This is a genomic window from Galbibacter sp. PAP.153, from assembly GCF_037029175.1.
Lineage (GTDB): Bacteria > Bacteroidota > Bacteroidia > Flavobacteriales > Flavobacteriaceae > Galbibacter > Galbibacter pacificus.
In genome coordinates this window covers 42,401-68,483 of sequence record NZ_JAZEUN010000016.1, presented here as the reverse complement: position 1 = coordinate 68,483, position 26,083 = coordinate 42,401, and the positions used below count along the sequence as shown (strand labels likewise).

Sequence of the window (26,083 nt, the reverse complement as noted above, 5' to 3'; positions counted from 1 at the left end):
ATTAAAGCGAAATGATTATGAAGACGACAGCCAACTATAAAATTATCAAAAACAACAACGACATGTTACTTGCTTCTGCAATTGTTGCTTTGGCAGTAATTACATTTCTTCTTAACATCTTTTTGGTTTTATCGATTTAGATTCCTTTCAAATATTAGCCAACTAAAGCCAAAAAAGAACGCCCTCTCTGAATTTTCAGGAGGGCGTTCTAGGTTTTATAAATGTATGTTTGTTTTTTATTTTAAAGCTCAAGCGCTTTTTTAACATTCTCATCCATTAATAATTCGGTTGGGTTTTCAAGGGCTTCTTTTACTGCCACTAAAAATCCTACCGATTCTTTCCCGTCTATAATTCTGTGATCGTAAGACAATGCCACGTACATTATTGGCGCAATGGCAATGCCACCGTCTCTTACAATTGGGCGTTCCACAATGTTGTGCATTCCTAAAATTGCACTTTGTGGCGGGTTGATTATAGGCGTGGACAACATTGACCCAAATACACCGCCATTGGTAATGGTAAATGTACCTCCGGTCATTTCATCTACAGTAATTTCGCCTTCTCTTGCTCTTATTGCCAAACGTTTAATTTCTGCCTCAATTCCCCTAAAACTTAAGTTTTCGGCATTTCTTACCACCGGCACCATTAATCCTTTTGGTCCCGATACGGCTATACTGATGTCGCAAAAATCATAGCTTACCATTTCTTTACCGTCTATCATGGAATTTACTGCAGGATACATCTCCAATGCCCTAACAACGGCCTTTGTAAAGAAACTCATAAACCCAAGACCTACACCGTGCTTAGATTTAAAGTCTTCTTTATATTGATCCCTCAATTTAAATATCGGGCTCATGTCTACTTCGTTAAAAGTAGTAAGCATGGCAGTTTCATTTTTTACCGAAACCAAACGCTCTGCTACCTTACGGCGAAGCATGGAAAGTTTTTTACGTTCCGAACCTCGGTTCCCGGGTCCTGGGGTTCCCATGGAAGGAGTTGCCTTTACGGCATCTTCTTTGGTAATCCGCCCATCTTTTCCGGTTCCTTTTACCTCTTTTGGGTCGATCCCCTTTTCGGCCAACATTTTTTTAGCGGCCGGGCTTGCGGTTCCGGTAGCGTATGTTTCTTTTTTCTCCGGTGCTTTCTCGGTTTTTGGTGCAGCTTTCTCTTCTTTCTTAGGGGCTTCTGTAGCTTTTTCCTCTTCTTTAGGCGCTTCTTTGGTTTCACCATCACCTCCAGCCGGTTTTTCAGCAGAAGTATCTATCAAACAAACAACTTCACCAACGGCTACCGCATCTCCTTCTTCGGCTTTAAGCGTAATTATTCCGCTTGCCTCGGCCGGCAATTCTAGTGTAGCTTTATCTGAATCTACTTCGGCAATTGCCTGATCTTTTTCAACATAATCGCCATCTTCCACCAGCCATTCTGCTATTTCTACTTCTGTAATCGATTCCCCGGGAGAGGGAACTTTCATTTCTAAAACCATTGTGCTTTAATTTAGTTTTATATTTTTTGTCTTATCCTTAATTCTCAATTATAAATATAGTGCTAATTAGCGTTTCGTTCCATATTGTCTTTGGTTTTATCAAAAACATATTCAATAACCTGCTCATGCCTACGCTTAGATCTGGTAGCGCTTCCGGCTGCCGGGGCAGCATAAAAACGCCTAGAGGCCACCCTAAAAGTCCTTGCTTCTTCCATATGCAACAAAAGGTGGCTCCATGCCCCCATGTTCCTAGGCTCTTCCTGGGCCCAAACCACTTCCTCGGCATTGCTGTATTTATCTATAATTTCCCGCATCCGTTTGGTTGGTATAGGGAAAAGCTGCTCCAATCTTACCAAGGCCACATCGTCTCTTCCTTTTTCTTCTTTAGCGGCAAGCAAATCGTAATAAAATTTCCCTGTACAGAATACAAGGCTTTTTATTTTTTTGGCATCGGCATCGGCATCGTCTATTACGGTCTGGAAACTGCCATTTGCAAGTTCGTCTACTGAAGAAACTACTTTGGGGTGCCTTAAAAGGCTTTTTGGAGTAAAAACAATTAGTGGCTTTCTATAGTCGGCTTTCATTTGCTTTCTGAACAAATGAAATAAGTTTGCCGGCGTGGTAACATCTGCCACAAACATGTTGTCTTTTGCACACAGCTGTAAATAGCGTTCCATTCTAGCTGAGGAATGTTCTGCACCCTGCCCTTCGTATCCGTGCGGAAGCAACATTACCAATCCGTTTTGAAGCTTCCATTTGTCTTCGGCCGCAGAAATATACTGGTCTGTCATTATTTGGGCGCCATTGCTAAAGTCGCCAAACTGTGCTTCCCAAATAGTTAATGTATTTGGGCTGGCCATGGCATAACCATAGTCGAAGCCAACAACACCATATTCTGATAGTAAGGAGTTATAGACATCAAAATGTGCGTTTTGATTTTCTTTCAATTCGTTCAACAGCACGATTTCTTCTTCAGATTCTTCAACCTTTATTACCGCATGGCGGTGTGAGAAAGTCCCCCTTTCTACATCTTGCCCGGACATGCGCACGGCAAATCCTTCTTCTAAAAGTGTTCCGTAGGCTAATAATTCTCCCATGGCCCAATCCAGCTTATCGGTTTCAAAGAACATTTTATTACGTTCCTTGACCAGCTTTTCGATTTTACGCATGAATTTTTTATCCTTTGGAAGATTGGTAATCGATTCTGCTATTTGCGTTAATTTATCTTTTGGATAGGTGGTATCTACAACTTCCATCATTTTGTCTTCCTGGCATGGGTTAAACCCTTTCCATTCGTCCTTCATGAACGGCGTTATGATGGTTTTGTCTTCTTTGCGCGAGTCTTCAAGCTTTTCTTCCAAAGAAGCCTTGTAGTCGTCTTCGAGTTTTTTTACATACGATTTGTCTATGACCCCTTCGGTCATTAATTTTTCGGCATAAATATCACGTGGGTTTTTATGTTTTGCAATGGCCTTGTAGAGTTTTGGCTGGGTAAAACGGGGTTCATCACCTTCGTTGTGCCCATATTTTCTATATCCCAGAAGGTCGATAAAAACGTCCCTTCCAAACTTCATTCTAAAATCCAAAGCAAAAGTAGCCGCATGCACCACAGCCTCGGCATCATCTGCATTTACGTGCAATACGGGCGACAAGGTTACTTTACCAACATCGGTACAATAGGTAGAAGATCTTGCATCCAGATAATTGGTGGTAAACCCTATTTGGTTGTTTACAACAATATGTATTGTGCCTCCGGTACCGTAGCCGTCCAACAGGGCCATTTGCACTACTTCGTAGGCTATTCCCTGCCCTGCAATGGCAGCATCTCCATGCACCACAATTGGCAATACTTTGGCAAAATCGTCTTTATAATGCCTATCTTGCTTTGCCCTGGTTATTCCTTCTACAACTGCACCTACGGTTTCTAGGTGAGAAGGGTTTGGGGCAATATTCATATTAATTTTTTTGCCCCCGCTGGTTTTCCGGTCGCTTGTCCAGCCTAAATGGTATTTTACATCCCCATCAAAAATTGCCTGCTCGTAATCCTTTCCGTCAAATTCGCTAAAAATATCTTTGGCCGATTTTCCAAAAATATTGGTTAGTACATTTAACCTCCCGCGGTGGGCCATTCCCATAACAAATTGCTGAACGCCCATATCGGCTGCTTTTTCAACAAGCTTGTCCAATGCTGGAATCAACGACTCGTTTCCTTCCAATGAGAAACGTTTTTGCCCTACATATTTGGTATGCAAGAAGTTTTCAAAAGAAATGGCTTCGTTAAGTTTTCTAAGAATATTTTTCTTTTCGTCTGCACTATATTGGGGATGGTTGTCGTTTACGTTTAACCAATCCTGGATCCATTGCTTGCGCTCAGGATTTCTAATGTACATATATTCAATCCCAACGGCATCGCAATAAATAGCCTCCAGGTGATCTATAATCACTTGTAGCTTAGCTGGCCCTATACCAAGGATTTCCCCGGCATTAAAAACTGTTTGGAGATCGGCTTTTTCCAAACCGAAATTCTCTATTGCCAAGGTTGGGGAATATTTACGCCGCTCTCTAACAGGGTTTGTCTTTGTAAACAAGTGCCCCCTGCTCCTGTAACCGTCTATTAAACGGATTACCTGAAATTCCTTGTATACATCCTGGGAAACTTCTAGTTTTTCCCCGGTTGCAGGAACTTCTATGCTTACCGTTCCGTTTTCGGTTATGGTAGCAGCGCCATCGCCTGCCGCATTTTCCATCCCGAAGTCGAACCCTTGAAAAAAAGCTCTCCAACTTGGTTCAACACTGTCGGGGTTAATTAAATATTGATCGTATAAGTCCGCAAAAAAAGCGGTATTGGCCGCATTTAAAAAGGAATATTTATCCATGTTATCTTTTCACTGTCTCTTCTCAGACAAAATTTATACAAAAATACAATATTTGAGAAAATTGATACATCGTTTTAATATATTTATAAGATAAAAATTATTGATATGCATATTTATAACAACTCTTGTTTCAAAAAATATACTTTATTGGTTTTCGTGTTAGGAATTACGCATTTTGCATCGGCACAACAAATGAATCAAAATTACAATCAATCAGATTTTTGGCAACGTGTATGCTTTGGTGGCGGATTAGGGATAAGTTTTGGCGACGATTTTTTTAGCGGCTCCATTTCGCCCAGTGCCATTTATCAGGTTACCCCGCAATTTGCAACTGGTATCGGACTTGATTTTACCTATACGGATGCCGAATATTACAATGCTTTTGTATATGGCGCAAGCGCCATTGCACTGTTTAACCCAATTAGGGAAATACAGCTCTCGGCCGAATTTGAACAATTACGGGTAAATAGGGATTATGACGTTATTGGGGGCGGAAGCATCACCGAAGATTATTGGTACCCTGCCTTGTTTTTGGGCGCTGGCTACAATACCGGGCCCGTAACCATGGGCGTTCGGTATGATGTACTTTATGATGACGATAAAAGTATTTATGCAAGTGCGTTTATGCCTTTTGTTATGTTTTATTTTTAAATGAAGTTGGCATCTAGCTGTATTTCTTTTTAAACCAAACCTTTTCCCATTCCCTTTTTAAAATGAGAAAGGCTACATCTTCTGATAATTTCACCACGTTGTTGCCATCCAGTGCCTTTACTTTGGTTTCGGGAACATCGATAATGTAGAGCAGGTTTAAGTAATCGGCAAATTTTTCGTTAATCAATAAAAAAACAAGCTCATGCAAATCCCTTTTTAATTTTTCGGCAGGAATGGACACCTCAAATTCATCATCGAGATTGGCAAACTTTAAATCTTTGTTTAGCTGAATAATTAAATTCTGATACAGGTTTTCTTCTGAAGCCTTTATTAATAATTCGCCACTGTTTTCAAAAGTCATCTTCATTTCTTTACCCTTGATTCGTTTTGTTTTACAAAAGACTCCCATCCCGAATAACTTTTCCCAAGTGTAACCTTACCGCTGTTGTAAAAATGGCAAACAGCCGCCGCCAGACCATCGGTTGCATCGAGGTTTTTGGGCAATTGCTTTAAGGCAAGCAAACTTTGCAACATTTTTGCCACTTGCTCTTTACTGGCATTCCCGTTACCGGTTATGGCCATTTTTATTTTTTTCGGGGAATATTCGGTAATGGGTATTTGCCTGGACAAGCCTGCTGCCATTGCAACGCCTTGTGCCCGCCCTAATTTAAGCATGGACTGTACATTTTTGCCAAAAAAGGGAGCTTCAATGGCAATTTCATCGGGGTGATGAGCTTCTATGACCCCAATAGTGTGCTCGAATATTTTTTGAAGCTTTAAGTAATGGTCGGTATATTTTTTTAAAATCAGCTCGTCCAACTGCAACAACTGCATTTTTTGGCCGGCGCACTTTATCAATCCAAAACCCATAATCGTGGTTCCGGGGTCTATCCCTAATATAATTCTTTCTTTAGCCAAGTCTCTTTATTTGTATTGTAATTCAAAAGTATGTAATTTCCCGGCTTATTCTTCAACCTTTAAAATAATGGGAAACTGAATTTTTATGTTTACCGGGATATTTCGTTTCAATGCCGGGTATACTTTTGGCAAGGTTTCTACGCTATATGCAATTAAAGTATCTATTTCGGGGATTTCCTTGGCTACTTTTTTGTTTTTTTTAATGTTGAGTATGGTTACATTGCCCTCTTTTCCAATAAGCAGTTCAACCCGAATGGTATCGTTCAGATTTTTATGTACCACCAAGTGTTTTTGCTGAAGTGTTTTTAAAAAATGAAGCGTAAACGTTTCTTGGAAACACAATCGTTGTTGGTCTCTGGGAGCAGTTTCGTCGCATTTATCAAAAAGCGGGTACTTGTCAACATCGTTCCAGTTAATCTCTTTACGTTCTCTTTTTAAAATTTCGTCTTTGGCTTCTTTTTGCGATGTAAAAAAATCGCAAGAAACCAACATTAAGCATATAAGAAATCCCCAATACTTCTGCATGAAAATACTTTAAAATCGAAAATTACAATTTTTTAAAGTAAATAGGAATAAAATAGCTGTATTACTGTTTTTTATTTTGAAAAAGGTTAATTAAAGTAGATTACACATAATTGACATTAAAATAGAAAAAGCCGGGACACAATCCCCGGCTTTCCATATAAACTGGCATGTCAAAAAAACCCTCATTTTATACTAATTCAACTTAAAAACAATGGGATAGGCAAAACTTACCGGAACTGCCTTTCCGTTGGCATCTTTGCCCGGAATAAATGTTGGCAGGGCTTCAATAATGCGAATGGCTTCTTCTGATAATGCTTTGGTTGGCCCTTTATGATTTATTACATCCACAGACCCATCAGTATTTATCAAAAAATTAATATATACGCGTCCTTGTTCTTTATTGGCTTGTGCTTCTTCAGGATATTTAAACGTAGCGCGCACATGCTTGTCTATCTGTTGTTTAAAACAATCGAATTGTTGGTTCTCGGGTATGTCACTACAGTCTTTAAACCTAGGCTTCATGGCTATTTTGGTATATGGCACATCTCCTATTACCTCAATAATTTTATTGCTTTCTTCGCCATCATCAACAACTTCGATAACGTCCGGGGTTGTTTTAGTCAATGACAATATCCTTTCTTTCAACTCTGGAGTTAAAGCTTCTTTATTCCCTTGCAAGGAAACTTCCAGTTCCTGCACCTGGTCTTCAATAGACATTTTTTGTTCTGCAATTGCAGGGTCTTCCCTTTCGCATGAAGTATAGAGCAACATTCCTAAAACCATTGGGACCAACGATAGATATTTGAGTTGCAGTACTTTTTTTGATTTTGATTTTTGTAACATAACGATTCGTTTTTTGATTAATGAATGATTAAAAAATTGATTGATGAAGGAGATATTTTCTGTTTGAAATGCTTCTTGCAACAACAGCTTATAATGCTCCTTTTTATTATTATTAACCGTCTTGGCATCGGCGATGAACTCGTGCAGCTCGGTTATTCTGTTTTGATAGACATACACCAGTGGGTTGAACCAAAAAATTATGCGCAACAACTCGAAAAACAGTAAATCCCACGAATGCCTTTCTTTTATATGAATTAACTCATGCTCAATAATATGTGAATGCTCTTTTTGAAGGATGGCACTTCCTATGAAAATATTTTTAAAGAATGAAAATGCGGTATTTTCTTTTTCAACCTCAACACGTGTATAGTTTTTAAAATAGTGAATTTTTCCTTTCCTTTTTAGGTGTAAAATCTGAATAAGTTTATAGGCAAACCAAATAAAGCTTAAAATACATCCTGCCAAAAACAACCATTGCCATACGCCCCAATTGGGCAAAACCGTATTTTGCATGGTGCCCTCTCCCATTTTTTGTGCACTTACGGTTACTTCGGGCAATAGAAACACAAAAGTTTCGGGTGCAGTGGTTTGCAAACTTTCCAATTTTATAAAAGGCAGCCCCAGGGAAAGCAAAGGTGTAAATAGCAAGTAAAAACGGTTCCAATTAAAAAAAGTTTCCTTCTTTAAAAAGAAATCGTATATCACTAAAAACAGCAATTGAAACGCAATAATTTGTACAATATAAAACATCATTTTTTACAAAGTTTAAATTAGAGAAAGGCTTATAAAATGATTTTGTATTTTTTAGTTTTTATCACTTCAACATCTTTTTGCGGTAATTCTAAATAGCTAAATGTAATATTTTGTCCTTCAACAGCTTTTAAACTGAAATTTCCATCGTAATCGGTTACTCCAACACGTTGGTTTCCCAGTAAAATATTCACGCCGGGCAATCCTTTTCCTTCTTTGTTTAACACTATTCCATTAAAAGCAATTTTAGTTTCTGTTAAGGACTGCAATCTTTGCTTTAATTCGGGCGTTAACCGTTCTGGGTTTTCCTTTATTTCTTTTTCTATTTCCTCAATTTTCTGTTCCAATATAGCTTGATCCGAAATTGCAACTTTACTATCCTGCTCGTTTTCGCAAGAAGTTAAAATACCTATAAGCATTAATAAAACGCTTGCCAACATCATTTTTATCCGTAACATAATCTTGTTATTTATTGTTTTCGTTTTCCATTTCTTTCAAAATAGCTTCCATTTCTTTTAAGCTGATATCGTTTTTCTTTACAAAAAAAGACACCATGCTTTTAAAGGAGCCTTGAAAGTACCCATCGACCAATTTGTTTATTGATTGATTGCTGTATTCCGATTTTTTTAAAACCGGGAAATACAAATAACCTTTTCCTTCCTGCTCATGATTTACAAAACCCTTGCTTTCCAGAATTCTAACAATGGTAGAAACTGTATTGTATGCCGGTTTTGGCTCTGGTAACTCGTTTATAATAGCTGCAACATTGGCTTTTTTTAACTGCCATAATATTTGCATAACTTCTTCTTCTGCCTTTGTGAGTTGTTTCATTTTATAACTAATATTTTAGTTGAATGCTTTTACAAATATAACTAAATATTTAGTTTAAACTAATTTTTTAGTTAAAAAATGTAACAAATACTCCTTATATTCGTCTAATAAAGAAAAAAGAAATGGATATTTTATTGGTCGTACTTGGTTTTGCCTGCATTATTATTGGCATTTTAGGAAGCTTTTTACCGGTGCTTCCCGGAGCTCCGATAAGCTGGATCGGACTCTTGTTACTTTACCTAACAAAAGCAGTTCCAAATAACTGGTGGCTGTTGGGCATTACACTTGTGGTTGCCATTGGGGTGGTCGTGCTGGATTATATCATCCCGATTGCCGGCACCAAACGTTACGGCGGTACAAAAGCAGGAATGATAGGCACAACGGTTGGGTTAATAGTTTCTATTGTATTTCCCGTGCTGGGCTTGTTCGGTATTGTTATTTGGCCTTTTGTGGGCGCTTTTGTGGGCGAGCTTATTAACAAAGCCGATAACAAAACAGCATTGAAGGCCGCTTATGGTTCTTTTTTGGGCTTTTTAACCGGTACTTTTTTAAAATTTGTAGTAGCTATCGTTTTTTTGGGAATTTTCATCATTAAAGTCTGGAAACACAAAGAAGTATTGTTCAATTTTTCATAAAACCCTTTTTTGCCGTACTTATTTAAACTTTTCCGAAAGCCTTGAAAAAACAATTCCAATTAGTGTAAAAACATGTATTTTTATGGCATGCTTAAAACTATTTTGCTCACATTGTTTTCCGTTGGCCTTATTGTTGCACAAGAAAAGAAAAACGACACCTTATCTGAAGTTGTTTTGGAATCGAAACTCCTTCAAAATCCACCGACCATAACCCCTGTCGATATTGTTGGAACTTCGACAATTAAAAGGTACACCCCCATCGATATCGTTTCTGCAATAAACGAAACGCCAAGTGTGTATATTTTTTCGGGAGGCTTAAACACCAACAGGCTTACCATACGCGGGATGGGCGCAAGAACCCCGTATGGTACCAATAAAATTCAAACCTATTTTAACGGCATTCCTATTACGAGCGGTATAGGCGAGTCTACTTTTAATATTTACGACCCGGAAAGCCTTCAGCAAATAGAAATTATAAAAGGCCCTAAAGCCAGTATATATGGGGCCAATTTGGGCGGCGCCATGCTTTTGCAAACCAAATTGCCGGCAAAAAACACTTCCTTGGCAAACGAAGCTTTAACTTTTGGCTCTTACGGAATGCTTAAAAACAGTGTTCAGGCAGCCTATCGAAATGAAGCCTTTTACATTAACTTACTTTCAGACCATTTGCAAACCGATGGATACCGGGAGAACAGTAGTTATAAAAGAAATACCATTTTACTGGATATGGGATATGATTTTGACGACAAAAACTCCATACAATTCCTCTTTAACCAAATAGATTACAATGCACATATTGCAAGCTCCATAGGCGAAACCGATTTTAACGAAAACCCAAAAAAGGCAGCAACAAACTGGAAGGATGCACAAGGCTACGAAGACAATAAAGGAACAACAACGGGAATAACATACAAGCATACTTTTTCTTCCAACCTAAACAATACAACCACCATTTTTTATTCGTATTTAGACCATTACGAGCCCCGTCCGTTTAATATTTTAGATGAATTTACCAACAGTTATGGTTTTAGATCTTCTTTTAACGGAAGCATTCCCCTCCCCCTAAAAAACAAATTTACATTAGGAGCCGAGCTGTACTCGGATACCTACAACTGGAAAACATGGGAAAACCTATACCAAACAAACAATGGGCAAGGAAGCCTGCAAGGAGACTTGCTGAGCGACAATAAAGAATACCGTAACAGGTTTAACAGTTTTGGCACGTGGAACCTCTATTTTAACAAGTTTGTCGTGGCCTTGGGGTTAAATTTTAACAGTTCTTCTTATAATTATAGAGACCACTACAATACCGGAGAAAACAATAAAAGTGCAAATCGGGATTTTGATGCTATTTGGGCGCCAAGTTTTAGTATAAAATATTTGTTTACGCCCGCAAATATTGTGTTTGGAAATATTAGTTACGGATATTCTTATCCCAATCTGGAAGAAACGCTAACTCCCGAAGGTATTATAAACCCTGATATCGGCCCAGAAACCGGAACAAATTACGAGATAGGTACCGAAAATTATTTTTTTAACAGAAAGCTTAAGGCCGCGGCCACCTTTTATTACATGGATGTTGAAAACCTCTTGGTAGCCGACCGCGTAGGCGAAGATCAATACATTGGAAGAAATGCCGGGGTTACTTCCCATAAAGGATTTGAAGTAAGTATAAATTACTTGTTCAATTTATTTCCAGATGCTACGTTACAACCGTATTTAAATGCCACATTTAACCATCACACATTTGAAGACTTTGTGGAAGAAAACAACGATTATTCCGGAAAAGACCTTACGGGTGTTCCCAAAAACCTTATCAACGGGGGAGTTCAGTTTAAACACGATAACGGAATTTATTTTACGGCCACATATCAGCACGTTGGGAGTTTGCCTATGAACGACGCCAATTCGTTGTATACTGATGCTTATAATTTAATCAACATTAAAGGGGGCTACCAAAAGCAAATTACCAATAATTTTAAGCTGGAAATACTTGCCGGCATCAATAATTTGTTTGATGAAAAGTATGCCGCTTCCATTTTAATAAATGCCGTTGGTTTTGGGGATTCGGAACCGCGTTATTATTATCCCGGATTGCCTATTAATTATTACGGTGGCCTTAAATTGAAATATCTTTTATAAAAAAATCCCAAAGACTTTAAAAAGGCCTTTGGGATTTAAAATATTCTGGGTCGAAAGGTTATTTGGTCTTCATCAACCAATACCTTACATCAACTTCTTTTTTAACTATTTCCTGAAGTTCTTCAATTTTAACACGTTTTTGTTCCATTGTGTCGCGGTGCCTTATTGTTACCGTATTATCTTCAAGCGTGTCGTGGTCTACCGTTACACAAAAAGGAGTTCCTGCGGCATCTTGTCTACGGTAACGCCTTCCAACAGCATCTTTTTCATCATAGGCAACATTAAAGTCCCATTTAAGGTCTTCAAAAATCTTTTTGGCCACTTCGGGCAAACCGTCTTTTTTAACCAATGGAAGTATGGCCACTTTGGTAGGCGCCAGCACGGCCGGTAATTTAAGCACCGTTCTGGTAGAGCCATTTTCCAATTCTTCTTCTTGAAGTGAATTTGAAAATACTGCCAAGAACATCCTGTCCAGGCCAATTGAAGTTTCGAGCACATAAGGAACATAACTCTTGTTTTCTTCCGGATCGAAATACTGTAATTTTTTATTGCTGAACTGTTCGTGTTGCGACAAATCGAAATCGGTTCGGGAGTGAATTCCTTCCAGTTCCTTAAACCCAAAAGGAAATTTAAACTCGATATCAGAAGCAGCATCGGCATAATGTGCCAGTTTTTCATGATCGTGGAAACGGTAATTATCTTCGCCCATGCCTAAAGACAGGTGCCACTTTAAGCGTGTTTCTTTCCAGTAATCGTACCATTCTATTTGTGTTCCCGGCTTGATAAAGAATTGCATTTCCATTTGCTCAAACTCACGCATACGGAAAATAAACTGACGGGCCACGATTTCGTTACGAAAGGCTTTCCCGGTTTGTGCAATCCCGAAAGGAATTTTTAAACGTCCTGTTTTTTGCACGTTCAAAAAGTTTACAAAAATCCCTTGCGCTGTTTCGGGCCTTAAATACAGGTCCATTGCAGAGTCTGCTGAAGCTCCCAGCTTGGTGCCAAACATTAGGTTGAACTGCTTTACGTCTGTCCAGTTCTTGCTTCCCGTTTCGGGATCGACTATTTCCAGTTCTTCAATAAGGGTCTTCACATCGGCCAGGTCCTCTTTTTCAAGCGATTGTCCTAAACGTTTTAAAATGGCCTGCGCTTGCTCGTTATATTTTACAACCCTTGGGTTGGTGTTAACAAATTGTTCTTTATCAAAGGCATCACCAAACCGTTTTTGGGCCTTGGCTATTTCTTTATTAATCTTAGCTTCAATTTTGGCTACATGGTCTTCAACCAAAACATCGGCACGGTATCTTTTTTTAGAGTCCTTATTATCGATCAACGGGTCGTTAAACGCATCTACGTGGCCAGAGGCCTTCCAGGTTGTGGGATGCATAAAAATAGAGGCGTCTATCCCTACAATATTATCGTGCATTTGCACCATGGCCTTCCACCAGTATTCGCGGATATTTTTTTTAAGTTCAACACCATTTTGTGCATAATCGTATACTGCACTTAACCCGTCATAAATTTCACTTGAAGGAAAAATATATCCATACTCTTTAGCATGGGATATTACTTTCTTGAATTGATCGTCTTGATTTGCCATGTCGCAAAAATATACTTTTTAAAAGAATTTAAGATTTTATTTCAGCTTAAAAACAGTAGTGGCCAGCAAATTTTCTTTATAAAATATGTTCACTCTGTAATCGCCTTCCATATCGAGGTCTTTTACAATAATATAATCACAGATCCCCATGGGTTTGTTTTCATAATCGATTACAATTTTTTTACTGTAAACCAACTTTTTGGCATTGAAGTTAATTGCCTTTTTAGTTCCCAGAATGTTGTGCCTGGGGTCTATAAACTGCACGTAAAATTCCCTCTCGCCCGGTTGTAGCAAGGTTCCTGGAGCTATGTTGAAACATACCCTTAAACGGTCGGCTTTGGTATAGCGGTTGGTCTCTATCACCTTGCCGTTGTTCCTTATTTTGTATGCCATCCCGACCAATGCAGATACTTTTAAAGCAGGATTTTTATCTATTTGCTTGGAAAGCTCAATGTTTTCGTTGATTAACGAATCGTTGAACTGGGTAAGGTTTTCATTGGCACTTTTCAAGGCATTGGAATAACGCTCCAGCTCGGTATACCTCAACCGGGTGCTGTCTATTTCTTTAGACAACAAGAAATTTTGTTTTTTAATAGAGTCTGTTACTTTGTGCAGGTATTTGTTCTCTTTCCGTATTTCTGCAAGCTCGCGCCTGTAATGCCCCAATATTTGGTAATCTACTTCAAGAAATTGTATGGAATCCATAAGACTGGCAATGCGTTTTCTGCTATAGTCGATCTCTTTTATATGAGATTCGTTTTCTTTGGCAAGCTCGTTAAGTTCGTTTTGTATGCTTTCCAGGTCTTCAACAATCATTCCTTTGGCATTTTCCAAAAAGGAAACCTTCTCCTCGCTTTCTACATAGTTAAAATAAGAAAAGCCCGTGAGCGCGGCAATGCACAAAAGCAAAACCCCTAATATTATTTTTTGACCAAGTTGCCTTTTTTGAGCACTCATTTAAATTAGTTAGATTTGAATATAACTTAAAGTATCATAATTGATTAAGGCCGTAAAGATAATAAATGATCTGCAAAATTTGTTTTTTCCCCTACTTGTTTGGGCTGTATTAATTTGATTACCCCAAATAAAAAAATTCTTTGTGTACATTGCCGACATCAATTACCACTTACCCAATTTATTAACGAAAACGACAACCCTACCGAAAAAATTTTGTTTGGAAGGGCAAAAATTATAAACGACGCTTCATTTCTACGATATTACAAAAAAGGAATCGTTCAGCAGCTTGTTCATCAATTAAAATATAAAAACCGGTAGGAAATCGTGTCGTTCTTCGGGAAATGGATGGGACAAGAGCTAAAAAGTTCGGTCAGGTTCAATGGCATCGACATGATTGCTAAACACATAAGCGCACAATACTCAAAACCTATTTTAATGACCTTAAAACATACTATATCCAAATCTGGAGAAACCGTGTTCCCATAAATAGCTATACAGAACATGCATATCCTAAATTGACAGCCGATGTTATTCCATTAATGAATATGGAATGATGCATAAATACATCCCCTAAAGAACAACAATTAAAAATAAGTATCAACACCATTGCAATTACAGCTTAATTTCAACGTTACTAAAATTAATCGTTAATTTGCAGCTTTAATCAGGTTTCATGAAAGCTAAGAATCTTTTAATTTTAAGTCTGTTTTTCGTTTTACTAACAAGCCTAGCCAGCTGTGCACGAAGAGGTACTCCAGAAGGCGGGCCAAAAGACATAACCCCTCCATCCATAACTTCCTCGGTTCCCGATAACAATACCATAAATTTTAATGCCGAGAAAATCCGGATTAATTTTGATGAATACATCAAATTAAAAGACTTACAGAAACAACTTATCGTTTCCCCTCCTTTGGAATACCAACCGTATATTTATCCGCAATCGGGCGCCAGCAAATACTTGGAAATTGAAATTGTTGATACCTTAAAGGAAAATACCACCTATGTTTTTAATTTTGGTCAAAGTGTGGTAGATAATAACGAGGCCAATCCCTACTCTTTTTTTAAATATGTTTTTTCTACCGGGGATTATATTGATTCCCTGGAACTGGAAGGCTTTGTTTTTGATGCCTTACAAAAAAAACCCGAAAACTTTATTTCGGTTATGTTGTATGAAGTAGATACCGCTTACACCGATTCTGTTATCTACCAAAAACCACCAACATATATTACTAACACCTTGGATAGCTCTACAAATTTTAGATTGACAAATTTAAAAGAAGGAACCTACAAATTGGTAGCCATGAAAGATGAATCCGGCAATTATAAATTCGACCCGAAAACGGATAAAATAGGGTATATCGACCATTTCATAAAAATTCCATCCGATTCCATATATGGTTTGAACCTCTTTAAGGAAATTCCCGCATACAAAGCAGGAAGGCCATCGCTTATTGCCAAAAACAAAATATTTTTTGGGTATGAAGGAGATCCTGAAGGAATGGAAATTAAATTGCTTACCGAAAAACCTGCCGATTACGATTATAGAATTTTCCCCGATATGGAAACCGATACGCTTAATTATTTCTTTACCCCGTTTGAAGCAGATTCTTTGGTTTTTGAAGTACGAAAACAAGAAGTTATAGATACTTTTACCGTACGCGTTAAAGAACTCTATCCAGATACCTTGGTTGTTGCCCAGCTTAATAAAAGCTTCGAACTGAACGATTCCCTAAAGCTCCATACAAGCACCCCGATGGAGACCCTTAATAATGAAAAGATTTCTGTCATGGACAAAGATTCTACTGCTTTAGAATTTGACACAAATCTCGACCGAAAGAAAAATATTTTAAATATTCACTGGGAAACCCAGCCCGACCAAAAATATCGGGTTACCATGCTTCCCGGTGCCATTACCGATTTTTATGGAGAAGAAAGCGATACACTTACATACGGTGTTTCTACCAAAAGCCTAGCCGACCTTGGTAGTATCAGGATAACGCTTAACAACATAGAAAAATACCCGGTCATCCTGCAACTTACCGACAACAAGGGGGAAGTACTATACGAACAATCTATTAAAGAGGCCAAATACGGGTATGAGTTTAGAAACATAAACCCGGCCACGTATTTAATCCGTGTTATCCATGATGATAATGGTAATGGCAAATGGGATACTGGTAACTACTTGAAAAAAATACAACCGGAACGTATTAGCTATTATCCGGACCCGGTTGAATTAAGGGCCAATTGGGAAATTGAACAAACCTTTAATTTACAGTAAAACTATCCCTGTCGGCAAGAAATTTTAATTTTTCACGGGTTTCAATAATTTCTGCTTTGTTTAATGTTGCATAAAGCGTGGCTTCATCTTCGCTGTAAACCAATGTTTTCCCCAATGGATCGTAAATTGCCGAGTGCCCCGAATATTCATAGCCATTCCCGTCTTTGTCTATGCGGTTTACACCTATGCAATAGCTCATATTTTCAATGGCCCGTGCCTGTAGTAAAATATCCCAAGCGTTAATCCTTTTTTTGGGCCAATTGGCCACATATAATAAAACATCATAGTTTTCTGTATTTCGGGCCCATACTGGAAAACGTAAATCATAGCATACTAATGGGCAAATTTTCCAGCCTTTATATTCAATAGTTATTTTTTGTGTTCCTGCCGCATATACTTTATGTTCTCCAGCCAAAGTAAAGGTATGTCTTTTATCATAGGTTATTACCGATGCATCTGGCTTTACAAAAACAAGCCGGTTATAAAATTTTCCTTTCTCTTTTATCACTATACTTCCGGTAATGGCCGTGTTTTTTTTTATTGCTAGTTTTTTCATCCAGACCAATGTTTTTCCATCCATGGTTTCGAATACTTTTTGGGCGTTCATTGTAAATCCCGAATTAAACATTTCGGGCAAGACCACCACATCGGTCCCGGCATTTACTTCCATAATTTTTTCTTCAAGAAGCAACCTGTTTTCTTGTGGGTTTTCCCACGCCAACGAAGCTTGTATCAAAGCTATTTTTAATGCTGATGCCATATTCTAAAGGTAAGGGAAATTATAAAAATTACAAGTTTGCTTTATGGGTTTAACTCATAAATGGCCTAACGTTTTCCCGGACTAAAATCTTGAAGCGCTATTTGTGGTCTTTTATGGGTCCGAACGCCCCTGTATCGTTAAAGATTACCCATTCAGAAAAAATATATGTTGCATTGTTTTTACAACTTCAGACCTGCGCACAGCACGCCCGTCTTCACCGGGTACACCAAAAACATCGACAACCTTACCGTTTCCATCAACCAATTCGATATTATCATCGTCGTTTGAGTCAGCTGCACACCTCCCGTGCCCCTTTCAAGATCTGGAGCAAATCCATACATGTTGGTAAAATTCTCGGCAATTACCGAAATTATAAAAATACCATTGGGAGCAATGCTAAGCCCAAAAAGGTCCACCAGGCTCCTTTCTCTATATTCAATATTGGCATTTGTGTATCGGCGTAATTTCCAGTTATTCAACTATACTTCTTTTTCACTTAAATTGTATTATTCTATAAACCTCACATTTGCCTCAGAAGTATTATTATCGGGGTCGGCTATTTCAGAAATAAAAACATGTTCGCTCGTATATTTTAAAGAGCAATCTTCGTAAGGCCTATTAAAATCAAAATCGTTTACATTCCTTACATAAAAGCCGCTTGGCGTTGGTATTCCTGTTAATTTTCCTTTTCCATTGGGCACGTTTTCTTCCTGGAACCGCGCATTAATGGACCATTATCTTCTTCGCATTATTCTCAAGATCAATAATACACTAGGATCCCCTAAATGGACATGGGGTAGATGTGGTCATATCACATTTAAGAAGCAGCTTTATTTCCAGCCATGTTCAATACGGGAAACTATTGATTTACGACGAAGATGGGTTTCACGACTAAACAAGGAAACAATTGGTTGCAAACAGCTATAATGACAGTGAACGCTTTTGTTTTATTGTTAACTATTGACTCCATCCATAAGTGGGGGCAAAACCCGGAGCAAACCGCTTAGGAAAGCCGTAGCAAGGTTATAAATAAGAAGATCATAGATCTGTTATAAAAAGGCATCCCGATATAAAATTATAGGTATGGGCGATTTCAACGACAACCCCACCGATAATTCCTTTAAAAAAATACTCCGTACCAAAGGAGAAAGAGAAAATCTGGACATGGTAGATTTATACAACCTTATGGAAAAACTCTTTAAAATAGGATTTGGTAGCTTGACCTATCGAGGTCGATGGAGTTTGTTCGACCAGTTTTACATGACAAGCAACCTTGTAAGGGACAACAAAAAATACCGGTTTTCCAAAACCGGAAAATACAAAGGGGTATGCAGATCATTTTCCGGTATATCTGTACTTGGTCAAGGAAGTTGATTAATTCTCAACTCCTATGCATGTCTGTATTTAATCAAACCAAAGCATATAAGGAATCCTTAGAAGGATAAGAAAAAGCCCAATTCCGTAGAAAAGTGCTATTTTACCAAATTTTCTTTTGGAAGTAGTTTCTTTTTTGTGCTTGCTCCAGCCAATGGTAATCAAAGCAATGGCAATAATATTGATAAAAGGGTGCTCGACCAGGACCAGCCTAAGGATACTGTCGCTCATAACACCTCCGGTTTGCCATGAAGAAAAGCGCGGAGTTGTAAAATAAAGTATTAGCCCCAGAACCAGTTGTATATGGGTAAAAATAAGTGCAAACAAGCTAATTCGGAAGTCTTTTGCCAAACTAAAATCTTTATTTTTAAAATAACCGATCATGGCATTGAGCACAGCTATTACCAATACCAATAGTGTAAGGTAGGCCCAATAAGAATGTAAAACGTTAACTGTAGAGTACATGTAAATTATTGTTTTGTTAGTTTACCAAAAGTAAGGAAATAGTTGCACTTATACTTTTAAATGGCACATAAAAAAACCCCGACACTGCTATTACATGACGGGGTTTATATTTATTGTTTATGGGGTTTAGAAGTTGTATCTTAATGTAAAGTTCCATGCTCTACCCCAACCAAAGAAAACTCTGTTATTAGTACTAATCCCTTTATAAGTACTATCACCTTCCTCTATAAAATTATTTGTATCAGCCTCTGAGATATAAGTAGTATCAAAGACGTTGTTCACATTCAATCTTAAGTTAACAGATTTATTATTATCTTTTCCAACAGTCATTCTATATGAAATCCCTGCATCAAATAAATTATAATCTGGCAGCTCTAATGCTCCTTGATTATCTGGAGTCCCAAACTGTTCAACAAAATTTCCGCTATCTCCAGCAAAATCTGCATATAGTTTATCAGCTCTATCCCAACTTGCATCAAATCTTAATCCTTCAACTGGCATTATACCGACTCCTAAACGTGAAGTAATTTGTGCCGCATCACCTACTTTAACTCCGTCCAAGTATAAAGTATATGTTCCCAAAAGATTTTGCCCTGAATCAAATACTGAAGCATCTACATTTCCCTTATACTCCCAATTACCAACAGAGAGCATTCCATAAATATCAAAAAATCTATGCAATGGGCGATAGTTTGCTACAAATTCAACTCCACTATGTACTTGCTCAATCCCTTTAAAGTTTGCAGTCCCTCTATCTTCACCATCATTTATAATAACGCTTTCCGACAAAAATCTATCCTTCCACGAAGTTCTATATAAGTTAATGTCAGCAGTAAACTCAGTAGATCTATATCCATACCCTAATTCTAGACCTAGAATTTTCTCATTTATAAGATCTTCATTTACATCATTTACAAAATTTAAGAAAACAGCATCAAATAAAGGCTGTTTTGAATAATATCCAGCATTAACAAAAACATTATGATGATCATTTACATTATAGTTAACTCCTCCTTTAATATTTCCACCAACACGGTTTATCCAATCTGTCTCTTGTTCTGGATCGGAATCTAAATAATTAAATGGATCTTCCCTTTTAAAACCTTGATTAGATATTGCACCTTGTACAAAAGCAGATATTATATCATTAGAATACTCTAATTGTCCAAATCCACCAACCCAGTTTACATAACCTAAGTTATAGTAATCTATTTTTTCTTCCTTATCTACATCTTTAAAAACATTCCAAGTATTCCCAACAGATGGCGAATATGTTTTGTTCACAAAATTATAGGTGTTATTTATGTCATCGTTATCAACATAATAATCGGCTCCTAATAAATCTACTAACCTTCTATAGTGATAGCCTTTATACGTCCTTAAATCTGCTCCAACATCCCAGTTCCAATTTTCATTGATTTTATTGTTAAAATTTATAATAGCTCCATACCAGTTATGAGAATTAACAGAAGAACGCTGAGAAATCCCATTTTCAGGCCCCTCCACAAACGCTTCGTCATCAACAAAACCAAACGAACTATTATTACCATTGATATAATAGCCTTGATTCGATAATTCTCCTCCTGACGTATATGTTTGTCTTGGCGCTCCAAAAGCGGGGATATTTGCACCACTATTCCAAGCTACAATATCATCAACTCTAATTAAACCTTTAGCATCCTTAAAGGTAGATGAATATGATTGATTATCGTTAATTTTACCTATAGACCCTATTGAACCTCCACGTCCGTATGATGCATAAAGAACTGTAGACAATGAAGAATTATCAGAGATATTCCAGTCCCAATTTAACGAAGCTACAGGTTTGTGGTAAAAATTCCCTCCAAAAGTAAATTCCTTTCCATTCCTATATCCATAATCACTATTATACCTTCTATCTGGGTCACCATTTTCTCCATATTTAATATAATCACTCAGATAAGGAGAAAAACTTCTTTGATTATGCTGTTGAGGAGCTCCTGTTACCGTAAATTGAATATCATGCTTATCGTTAGGTTTATATCCAAATGCTAAAAAGTAGTTATAGCCTTCAAATGCTGTTCCATCTACATAACCATCTCCTGCCGTTCTACTGAATAATGCAGACATTGAAAAACCATTATCCATCACACCCGTATTGTATGATGCCACCATCTTCAAATAATTATCATTACCAACACTTGTAGAAACTGACCCGCCTTCTTGTCTTTCTGACGTTTTAGTAATTACATTTATAGTACCACCAACAGAAGATACAGCAAGTTTTGAAGACCCTAAACCTCTTTGCACCTGCATAGCCGAAGTAACATCGCTTAAACCAGCCCAATTGCTCCAATATACCGATCCGTTCTCCATATCATTCACTGGAACTCCATTAATCATAACAGCTGAATTATTAGTGTCAAACCCTCGAATATTAATCCTAGAATCTCCGTAACCACCTCCTTGCTTTGTAACATAAATTGATGGTGTTGACCTCAATATTTCAGGAAATTCCTGAGAGCCTAATTTTTCTTGTATTTCAGAAGCTCTAATTGTAGATACCGCAACGGGCGTTTCTCTATCTTTAGCTATATCTATAACTCCAGTTACCACAACCCCTTCCAATTCTTCAGCATCAGGCAGTAAGGATATCTCTCCTATATTAGCCGATCCGTTGGTCAAGGTATAACTAACGCTTTGTGCTATAAACCCGATGTATGAAACCGTTACAGTTCCTGAGTTTTGAGACACATTTAAAGTAAAGTTACCATCAAAATCGGTTGAAGTCCCTGTTGAAGAGCCTTTAACCATTACGTTTGCCCCGGGCAATGGCTCCCCTAGGCTGCCATCTACTACAGTTCCCGTGATTGTTCCTTGCGAGAAGGCCGTAGTAGTAATTAATGCAATTACTGCTGTTAAAATCCAATTGTAAATTGTCTTCATTTGTTGTTTGATTTAATTTAACGTTGCAAAAATCTTATATAAAATAGATTCCCACATTAAGCCAATGTTAAATAATTTAACATATAAGCAAAAGTAAACAAAAAACGTAACAATATAATCTGATGGGGATTACAATGTTACGTTTTCGGATTTTAACAAAATATGTTAACTGTTTTTATAGAATCTTAAAAGATTTAACGTTGAATTGTCGTGATTGCTAATCTTTTCCGATTTTATATCGTCAAGTATCGTTGATGCCAATTGTTTTCCCAATTCTACGCCCCACTGATCGAAGCTAAAAATGTTCCAGATAATTCCCTGAACGAAAATTTTATGTTCGTACATGGCAATAATCCCACCCAATGCCTGTGGTGTTAACTTATCTATAAGAATGGAGTTTGTTGGCTTGTTCCCGGCAAAAAGTTTAAATGGCAAAAGTTTTTCTATCTCATTTTCGGGAGTGTTTTTACTTTTTAGTTCTGCCCTAACTTCTGTTTCGGTTTTACCGTTTAACAAAGCTTCTGTTTGTGCAAAATAATTGGCCATTAATTTATCGTGATGGTCTTTGTCTCCATGCAGGGACTCTACAAAACCAATAAAATCGGTAGGTATCAATTTTGTCCCCTGATGGATCAACTGGAAGAATGCGTGCTGAGAGTTTGTTCCGGGTTCTCCCCAAATAATCGTTCCGGTTTGGTAATTTACCGGGGCTCCGTTCCGGTCGATGCTCTTGCCGTTACTTTCCATGGTTCCCTGCTGAAGATATGCCGAGAGCCTGTGCAGATATTGAGAATACGGTATTAATGCTTCACTTTCTGCTCCGTAAAAATTATTGTACCAAACACTTAAAAGCGCTAATATTACCGGGATGTTTTTTTTAAAAGGCGTTTCCTTAAAATGAATGTCCATTGCCTGTGCGCCTGCCAATAATTTGTCGAAATTTTTATATCCCACCGATAATGCAATCGACAGCCCAACAGCACTCCACAAAGAAAAACGACCCCCTACCCAATCTTTCATCGGGAAAACATTATCGGCATCAATGCCAAACTCGTCTATTTTTTCCAAATTGGTAGAAACAGCCACAAAATGCGCCGCCACATCTTTTTGGGTCGCGGTTTTTAAAAACCATTTTTTTATGGTAGTTGCATTGCTTAAGGTTTCCTGTGTTGTAAATGTTTTGGAAACAATAACGAACAAAGTGGTTTCCGGATCTAGGTTCTTAATGGTTTCATGAACATGATCGCCATCTACATTGCTTACAAAATGTACATTTAAGTGGTTTTTGTAATACTGAAGTGCTTCGGTAACCATGGCGGGGCCCAGATCGGAGCCACCGATACCTATATTTACCACATCGGTAAACGGTTTTCCTGTATATCCTTTTTTATCACCAGAAATAATTGCTTCTGTAAATTTCTTTATTTTCGTTTTTACCTGATATATTTCCGGGACTACATTTTCACCATCTACATATATTTTATCGTTTTCCCTAGCCCGCAATGCTGTGTGTAAAACAGCGCGCCCTTCGGTTTGATTAATAATGTCTCCTGTAAAATACTTTTCAATTGCATCTTGAAGTTTTACTTCTTTGGCCAGTTCCAAAAGCAAATTAACAGTGGTATCGTTTATTCTATTTTTTGAAAAATCTACATAAAAATCGTTCCATTGAAGCGTATATTTATCTGCCCGGTCCTTGTCCTGGGCAAATAAACTTTTCATGGGCGTATCTTTAAAGCTATTGTAATGTTCTTGAAGTTTTTTCCAAGCTTCGGTTTTAGTTGGATTGATTGTCGCTAATGGCATTCTGTTGGTTTAATTCGGTTAAAAATTCTTCTTCATTTGATGTTTTTTCTGAAGGATATACTATAGCATCCAATTGATGCTTGATCGGCTTGATATAATCCAGGTATTTTACTTTTAACGAATCTCCAATAGGTTCTGCCTTTGGCAAGTCCTGTTTAAATGGGTCTACTTGTCTTCCATTTTTCCAGAAACGGTAACAAACGTGCGGCCCACTGGTATTCCCGGTCATCCCGACCCAACCGATAACATCTCCTTGCTTGACATAATCTCCTACATGTACTTTTCTTTTTTTCATATGAAGGTACTGGGTGGTATAGGTGCCGTTGTGCTTTACTTTTACATAATTTCCGTTTCCTCCCCTTCTTGCCGATTCTATAACGGTACCGTTGGCCGTCGATAAAATTGGTGTTCCAATGGGAGCCGCAAAATCGGTTCCTTTGTGCGGCCTTACCCTATTCCCGTAATATGCAATTCTCCTGTTGAGATTGTACCTTGAGGATATCCTGCTAAATTGAACGGGGGCCTTTAAAAATGCCCTGCGGAGGTTTTTTGCATTTTCATCAAAATAATCGATAATGTGCTTTGTGGAGTCGGTTTCGTACCTAAACGAATAGAAAGATTCTCCTTTGTGCTCAAAATAGGCGGCCTTAATTTTATCTATTCCGGCATAAATACTGTCGTCTATATATTTTTCAGTAAAAATAACTTTGAACCTATCTCCTTTTTGTATTCTAAAGAAATCAACGGTCCATGCATAGATATCAGACATTTTATATGCAACAATGGGGCTTAAACCCTGGTCCTGCAAGGTAACGTAAAGAGAATTATTAATAACGCCCGATGCTTCCCTTTCTACCAATTTCACTTTTTTCTTTCCCTTTTTCACCAAAGTAGAATCGGCAAAGTCTACCACCACATAATCAATACTGTTAGGTTGGTAGATAAAGCATTTTGGACGTTGGAGGGAGTCTTCCTTGGTACATAACAGCGTGTAGGGTTTTCCTACTTGCAGGCTTGCAATGTCAAAAGAATCTTTTGCTCCTTCAACGATATTGTATATTTGCGGGTATTCGAGATTGTTTCTCTGTAAAATTTCTCCAAAGCTATCGCCGGCTTTAATAGTATCCCTTACAACCAGGTAATTTTTTAGGGTATAACCAAATTCTTTCACTTCAACAGGCTTAAGCTCCTCCGTTTTTAAGGTGCTCGCTTCCTTCACTTCTTTCTTAGGTTCATCTTTGCACGATGTCATGGCGATAAAGACCATTAACAAAAGTGCTACAACATTTTTTGGCATTTACTCATTTTTGAGGATTAAACATATGTTCCACCCACTGCTTTCCCCAGTCGGCTTTTTCGTTTTCGCTCCAAATTTCAGGAAAAAAGATGATTTTCTGAAAACTTGGGGGCAAATATTCTTTCCAATTTGTGCCTCCAGTGGCATCAATTGTTTGTTTTTCTTTACTCAGGTGTTTATATGCAGCGCCCATGTGCATTAAGTTCCAGTTTACATTGGCATTTACATCGAGCTGCTTCATTGCCTCTATTAGTAACTTGTTGTTTTTTACTTCTTTGGGCAAATTTAAGTATTTTTCGTATATGGTTGTACCTTGAACTTCTTTTGCTATGCGCATAAACCTTGGCGTGTATCTATATTCAAACTGTTTTAAGGTAAGCGTTTTTTCGTTGGTCTCGGTATCTACAGCTCCTTTTTTCCAGTAAATGTTCTCGTATAAATCTTCTAACGCACTATTTGACGAAAAATTATGTTTTACCGACGGATGTAGCAAATTGTACATGGACGTGGAGTAAAGCTCTATCATTCTAAATTGAGCGGACTGAAACCCACTGGCGGGAAGTAGCGCCATTCTATATTTTAAAAACTGGGCGCGGTCCATTCCGTTAATCATTACATTAAAGGAATTGATTAAAATTTTGTAGTAATTATTGATACGCTCTATTTTGGTAATGAGGAAGTCTGCCTTTTGGACCTTGTCGTCTATAATTTGTTTTTGTTCATGTATAATCAACTTAAAATACAATTCTGTAATTTGATGGTACATGATAAATATTTCCTCATCCGGAAAATGGGTGCGCGGTATTTGAAGGCTTAACAGGGTATCCAAATGTATGTAATCCCAGTATGTTAGGTAACGTTCGTATAAAAGTCCGTCTAAATAAGAGCTTAAGTCTTGTCCAGAATTTTTATATTTTTCTTCAAGACTTTTAATTTGAGCTTCGATTTCTAGTTTCAT

Annotated in this window: 23 protein-coding genes; 6 read left to right on the top strand and 17 right to left on the bottom strand. The window is 37.8% G+C overall.

All coding sequences use genetic code 11. The features are described from left to right. Window positions 1–241 precede the first annotated feature (241 nt). The gene (gene odhB / locus UXI14_RS11725) at window positions 242–1,486 is read right to left on the bottom strand and encodes a 2-oxoglutarate dehydrogenase complex dihydrolipoyllysine-residue succinyltransferase (RefSeq protein WP_335966284.1); all 1,245 of its coding nucleotides are present in this window, start codon (window positions 1,484–1,486) and stop codon (window positions 242–244) included. A gap of 62 nt (window positions 1,487–1,548) precedes the next feature. After that, window positions 1,549–4,362 (bottom strand): 2-oxoglutarate dehydrogenase E1 component, encoded by a 2,814-nt coding sequence (locus UXI14_RS11720; RefSeq protein ID WP_335966283.1) that lies wholly within the window; start codon window positions 4,360–4,362, stop codon window positions 1,549–1,551. Window positions 4,363–4,518: 156 nt separating this feature from the next. On the opposite strand from UXI14_RS11720, the gene UXI14_RS11715 reads away from it, so the two are divergent. Then, window positions 4,519–5,013 (top strand): alpha-ketoglutarate decarboxylase, encoded by a 495-nt coding sequence (locus UXI14_RS11715; RefSeq protein ID WP_335966314.1) that lies wholly within the window; start codon window positions 4,519–4,521, stop codon window positions 5,011–5,013. A 13-nt stretch (window positions 5,014–5,026) separates the two neighbouring features. Here the strand turns inward: UXI14_RS11715 and UXI14_RS11710 are convergent, their stop codons facing one another. The 6 genes from UXI14_RS11710 to UXI14_RS11685 all read right to left on the bottom strand — a co-directional run bounded on the left by UXI14_RS11710 (window position 5,027) and on the right by UXI14_RS11685 (window position 8,880). After that, window positions 5,027–5,380, bottom strand: a complete 354-nt coding sequence (locus UXI14_RS11710; protein ID WP_277900323.1) for a hypothetical protein — start codon at window positions 5,378–5,380, stop codon at window positions 5,027–5,029. Further along, on the bottom strand, window positions 5,377–5,931 hold the full coding sequence (ruvC, locus tag UXI14_RS11705) for a crossover junction endodeoxyribonuclease RuvC (protein ID WP_277900324.1): 555 nt from the start codon (window positions 5,929–5,931) through the stop codon (window positions 5,377–5,379). The genes UXI14_RS11710 and ruvC overlap by 4 nt, the downstream gene beginning before the upstream one ends. A 45-nt stretch (window positions 5,932–5,976) precedes the next feature. Further along, window positions 5,977–6,456, bottom strand: a complete 480-nt coding sequence (locus UXI14_RS11700) for a hypothetical protein (RefSeq protein ID WP_335966282.1) — start codon at window positions 6,454–6,456, stop codon at window positions 5,977–5,979. Window positions 6,457–6,648: 192 nt separating this feature from the next. Beyond that, window positions 6,649–8,052: a M56 family metallopeptidase gene (locus UXI14_RS11695; RefSeq protein WP_335966281.1), complete on the bottom strand. Its 1,404-nt coding sequence runs from the start codon at window positions 8,050–8,052 to the stop codon at window positions 6,649–6,651. Window positions 8,053–8,081: 29 nt separating this feature from the next. After that, window positions 8,082–8,507, bottom strand: coding sequence for a hypothetical protein (locus UXI14_RS11690; protein WP_335966280.1), 426 nt, complete (start codon window positions 8,505–8,507; stop codon window positions 8,082–8,084). Between the two features lie 7 nt (window positions 8,508–8,514). Then, the gene (locus tag UXI14_RS11685) at window positions 8,515–8,880 is read right to left on the bottom strand and encodes a BlaI/MecI/CopY family transcriptional regulator (protein WP_277900328.1); all 366 of its coding nucleotides are present in this window, start codon (window positions 8,878–8,880) and stop codon (window positions 8,515–8,517) included. A gap of 122 nt (window positions 8,881–9,002) precedes the next feature. Between UXI14_RS11685 and UXI14_RS11680 the strand changes: the two genes are divergently transcribed. Together UXI14_RS11680 and UXI14_RS11675 are read left to right on the top strand one after the other, a co-directional pair. Next, window positions 9,003–9,515: a DUF456 domain-containing protein gene (locus UXI14_RS11680; RefSeq protein ID WP_335966279.1), complete on the top strand. Its 513-nt coding sequence runs from the start codon at window positions 9,003–9,005 to the stop codon at window positions 9,513–9,515. Window positions 9,516–9,602: 87 nt separating this feature from the next. Further along, complete coding sequence (locus UXI14_RS11675) at window positions 9,603–11,657, top strand: TonB-dependent receptor (protein WP_335966278.1); 2,055 nt, start codon at window positions 9,603–9,605, stop codon at window positions 11,655–11,657. Between the two features lie 58 nt (window positions 11,658–11,715). On the opposite strand, the gene UXI14_RS11670 is transcribed toward UXI14_RS11675, so the two are convergent. Together UXI14_RS11670 and UXI14_RS11665 are read right to left on the bottom strand one after the other, a co-directional pair. Continuing rightward, complete coding sequence (locus tag UXI14_RS11670) at window positions 11,716–13,260, bottom strand: glycine--tRNA ligase (RefSeq protein WP_335966277.1); 1,545 nt, start codon at window positions 13,258–13,260, stop codon at window positions 11,716–11,718. 36 nt (window positions 13,261–13,296) lie between these two features. Further along, window positions 13,297–14,217, bottom strand: coding sequence for a hypothetical protein (locus UXI14_RS11665; RefSeq protein ID WP_277900332.1), 921 nt, complete (start codon window positions 14,215–14,217; stop codon window positions 13,297–13,299). Between the two features lie 673 nt (window positions 14,218–14,890). Here UXI14_RS11665 and UXI14_RS11660 point away from each other — a divergent pair. Then, window positions 14,891–16,498 carry an Ig-like domain-containing protein gene (locus UXI14_RS11660; protein ID WP_335966276.1) on the top strand — a complete coding sequence of 536 codons (1,608 nt, stop codon included), beginning with the start codon at window positions 14,891–14,893 and terminating at the stop codon, window positions 16,496–16,498. On the opposite strand, the gene UXI14_RS11655 is transcribed toward UXI14_RS11660, so the two are convergent. Continuing rightward, on the bottom strand, window positions 16,485–17,258 hold the full coding sequence (locus tag UXI14_RS11655) for an amidohydrolase (protein ID WP_335966275.1): 774 nt from the start codon (window positions 17,256–17,258) through the stop codon (window positions 16,485–16,487). The two genes, UXI14_RS11660 and UXI14_RS11655, sit on opposite strands and share 14 nt — an antisense overlap. A gap of 89 nt (window positions 17,259–17,347) precedes the next feature. Here UXI14_RS11655 and UXI14_RS11650 point away from each other — a divergent pair, with 89 nt between their 5' ends. Further along, window positions 17,348–17,722: a hypothetical protein gene (locus tag UXI14_RS11650; RefSeq protein ID WP_335966274.1), complete on the top strand. Its 375-nt coding sequence runs from the start codon at window positions 17,348–17,350 to the stop codon at window positions 17,720–17,722. Window positions 17,723–17,764: 42 nt separating this feature from the next. On the opposite strand, the gene UXI14_RS11645 is transcribed toward UXI14_RS11650, so the two are convergent. Then, the gene (locus tag UXI14_RS11645; RefSeq protein WP_335966273.1) at window positions 17,765–17,959 is read right to left on the bottom strand and encodes a hypothetical protein; all 195 of its coding nucleotides are present in this window, start codon (window positions 17,957–17,959) and stop codon (window positions 17,765–17,767) included. 343 nt (window positions 17,960–18,302) lie between these two features. Between UXI14_RS11645 and UXI14_RS11640 the strand changes: the two genes are divergently transcribed. Continuing rightward, the gene (locus UXI14_RS11640; RefSeq protein WP_335966313.1) at window positions 18,303–18,632 is read left to right on the top strand and encodes a hypothetical protein; all 330 of its coding nucleotides are present in this window, start codon (window positions 18,303–18,305) and stop codon (window positions 18,630–18,632) included. A 30-nt stretch (window positions 18,633–18,662) separates the two neighbouring features. Here the strand turns inward: UXI14_RS11640 and UXI14_RS11635 are convergent, their stop codons facing one another. The 5 genes from UXI14_RS11635 to UXI14_RS11615 all read right to left on the bottom strand — a co-directional run bounded on the left by UXI14_RS11635 (window position 18,663) and on the right by UXI14_RS11615 (window position 26,083). Beyond that, window positions 18,663–19,097: a hypothetical protein gene (locus tag UXI14_RS11635; protein ID WP_277900339.1), complete on the bottom strand. Its 435-nt coding sequence runs from the start codon at window positions 19,095–19,097 to the stop codon at window positions 18,663–18,665. Between the two features lie 126 nt (window positions 19,098–19,223). After that, on the bottom strand, window positions 19,224–22,022 hold the full coding sequence (locus tag UXI14_RS11630) for a carboxypeptidase-like regulatory domain-containing protein (protein ID WP_335966272.1): 2,799 nt from the start codon (window positions 22,020–22,022) through the stop codon (window positions 19,224–19,226). A 165-nt stretch (window positions 22,023–22,187) separates the two neighbouring features. Continuing rightward, window positions 22,188–23,828 carry a glucose-6-phosphate isomerase gene (gene pgi / locus UXI14_RS11625; RefSeq protein WP_335966271.1) on the bottom strand — a complete coding sequence of 547 codons (1,641 nt, stop codon included), beginning with the start codon at window positions 23,826–23,828 and terminating at the stop codon, window positions 22,188–22,190. Beyond that, window positions 23,800–25,125 carry a peptidoglycan DD-metalloendopeptidase family protein gene (locus UXI14_RS11620; RefSeq protein WP_335966270.1) on the bottom strand — a complete coding sequence of 442 codons (1,326 nt, stop codon included), beginning with the start codon at window positions 25,123–25,125 and terminating at the stop codon, window positions 23,800–23,802. Before UXI14_RS11620 ends, pgi begins: the two co-directional genes overlap by 29 nt. Window positions 25,126–25,129: 4 nt before the next feature. Beyond that, window positions 25,130–26,083, bottom strand: coding sequence for a tryptophan 2,3-dioxygenase family protein (locus UXI14_RS11615; protein WP_335966269.1), 954 nt, complete (start codon window positions 26,081–26,083; stop codon window positions 25,130–25,132).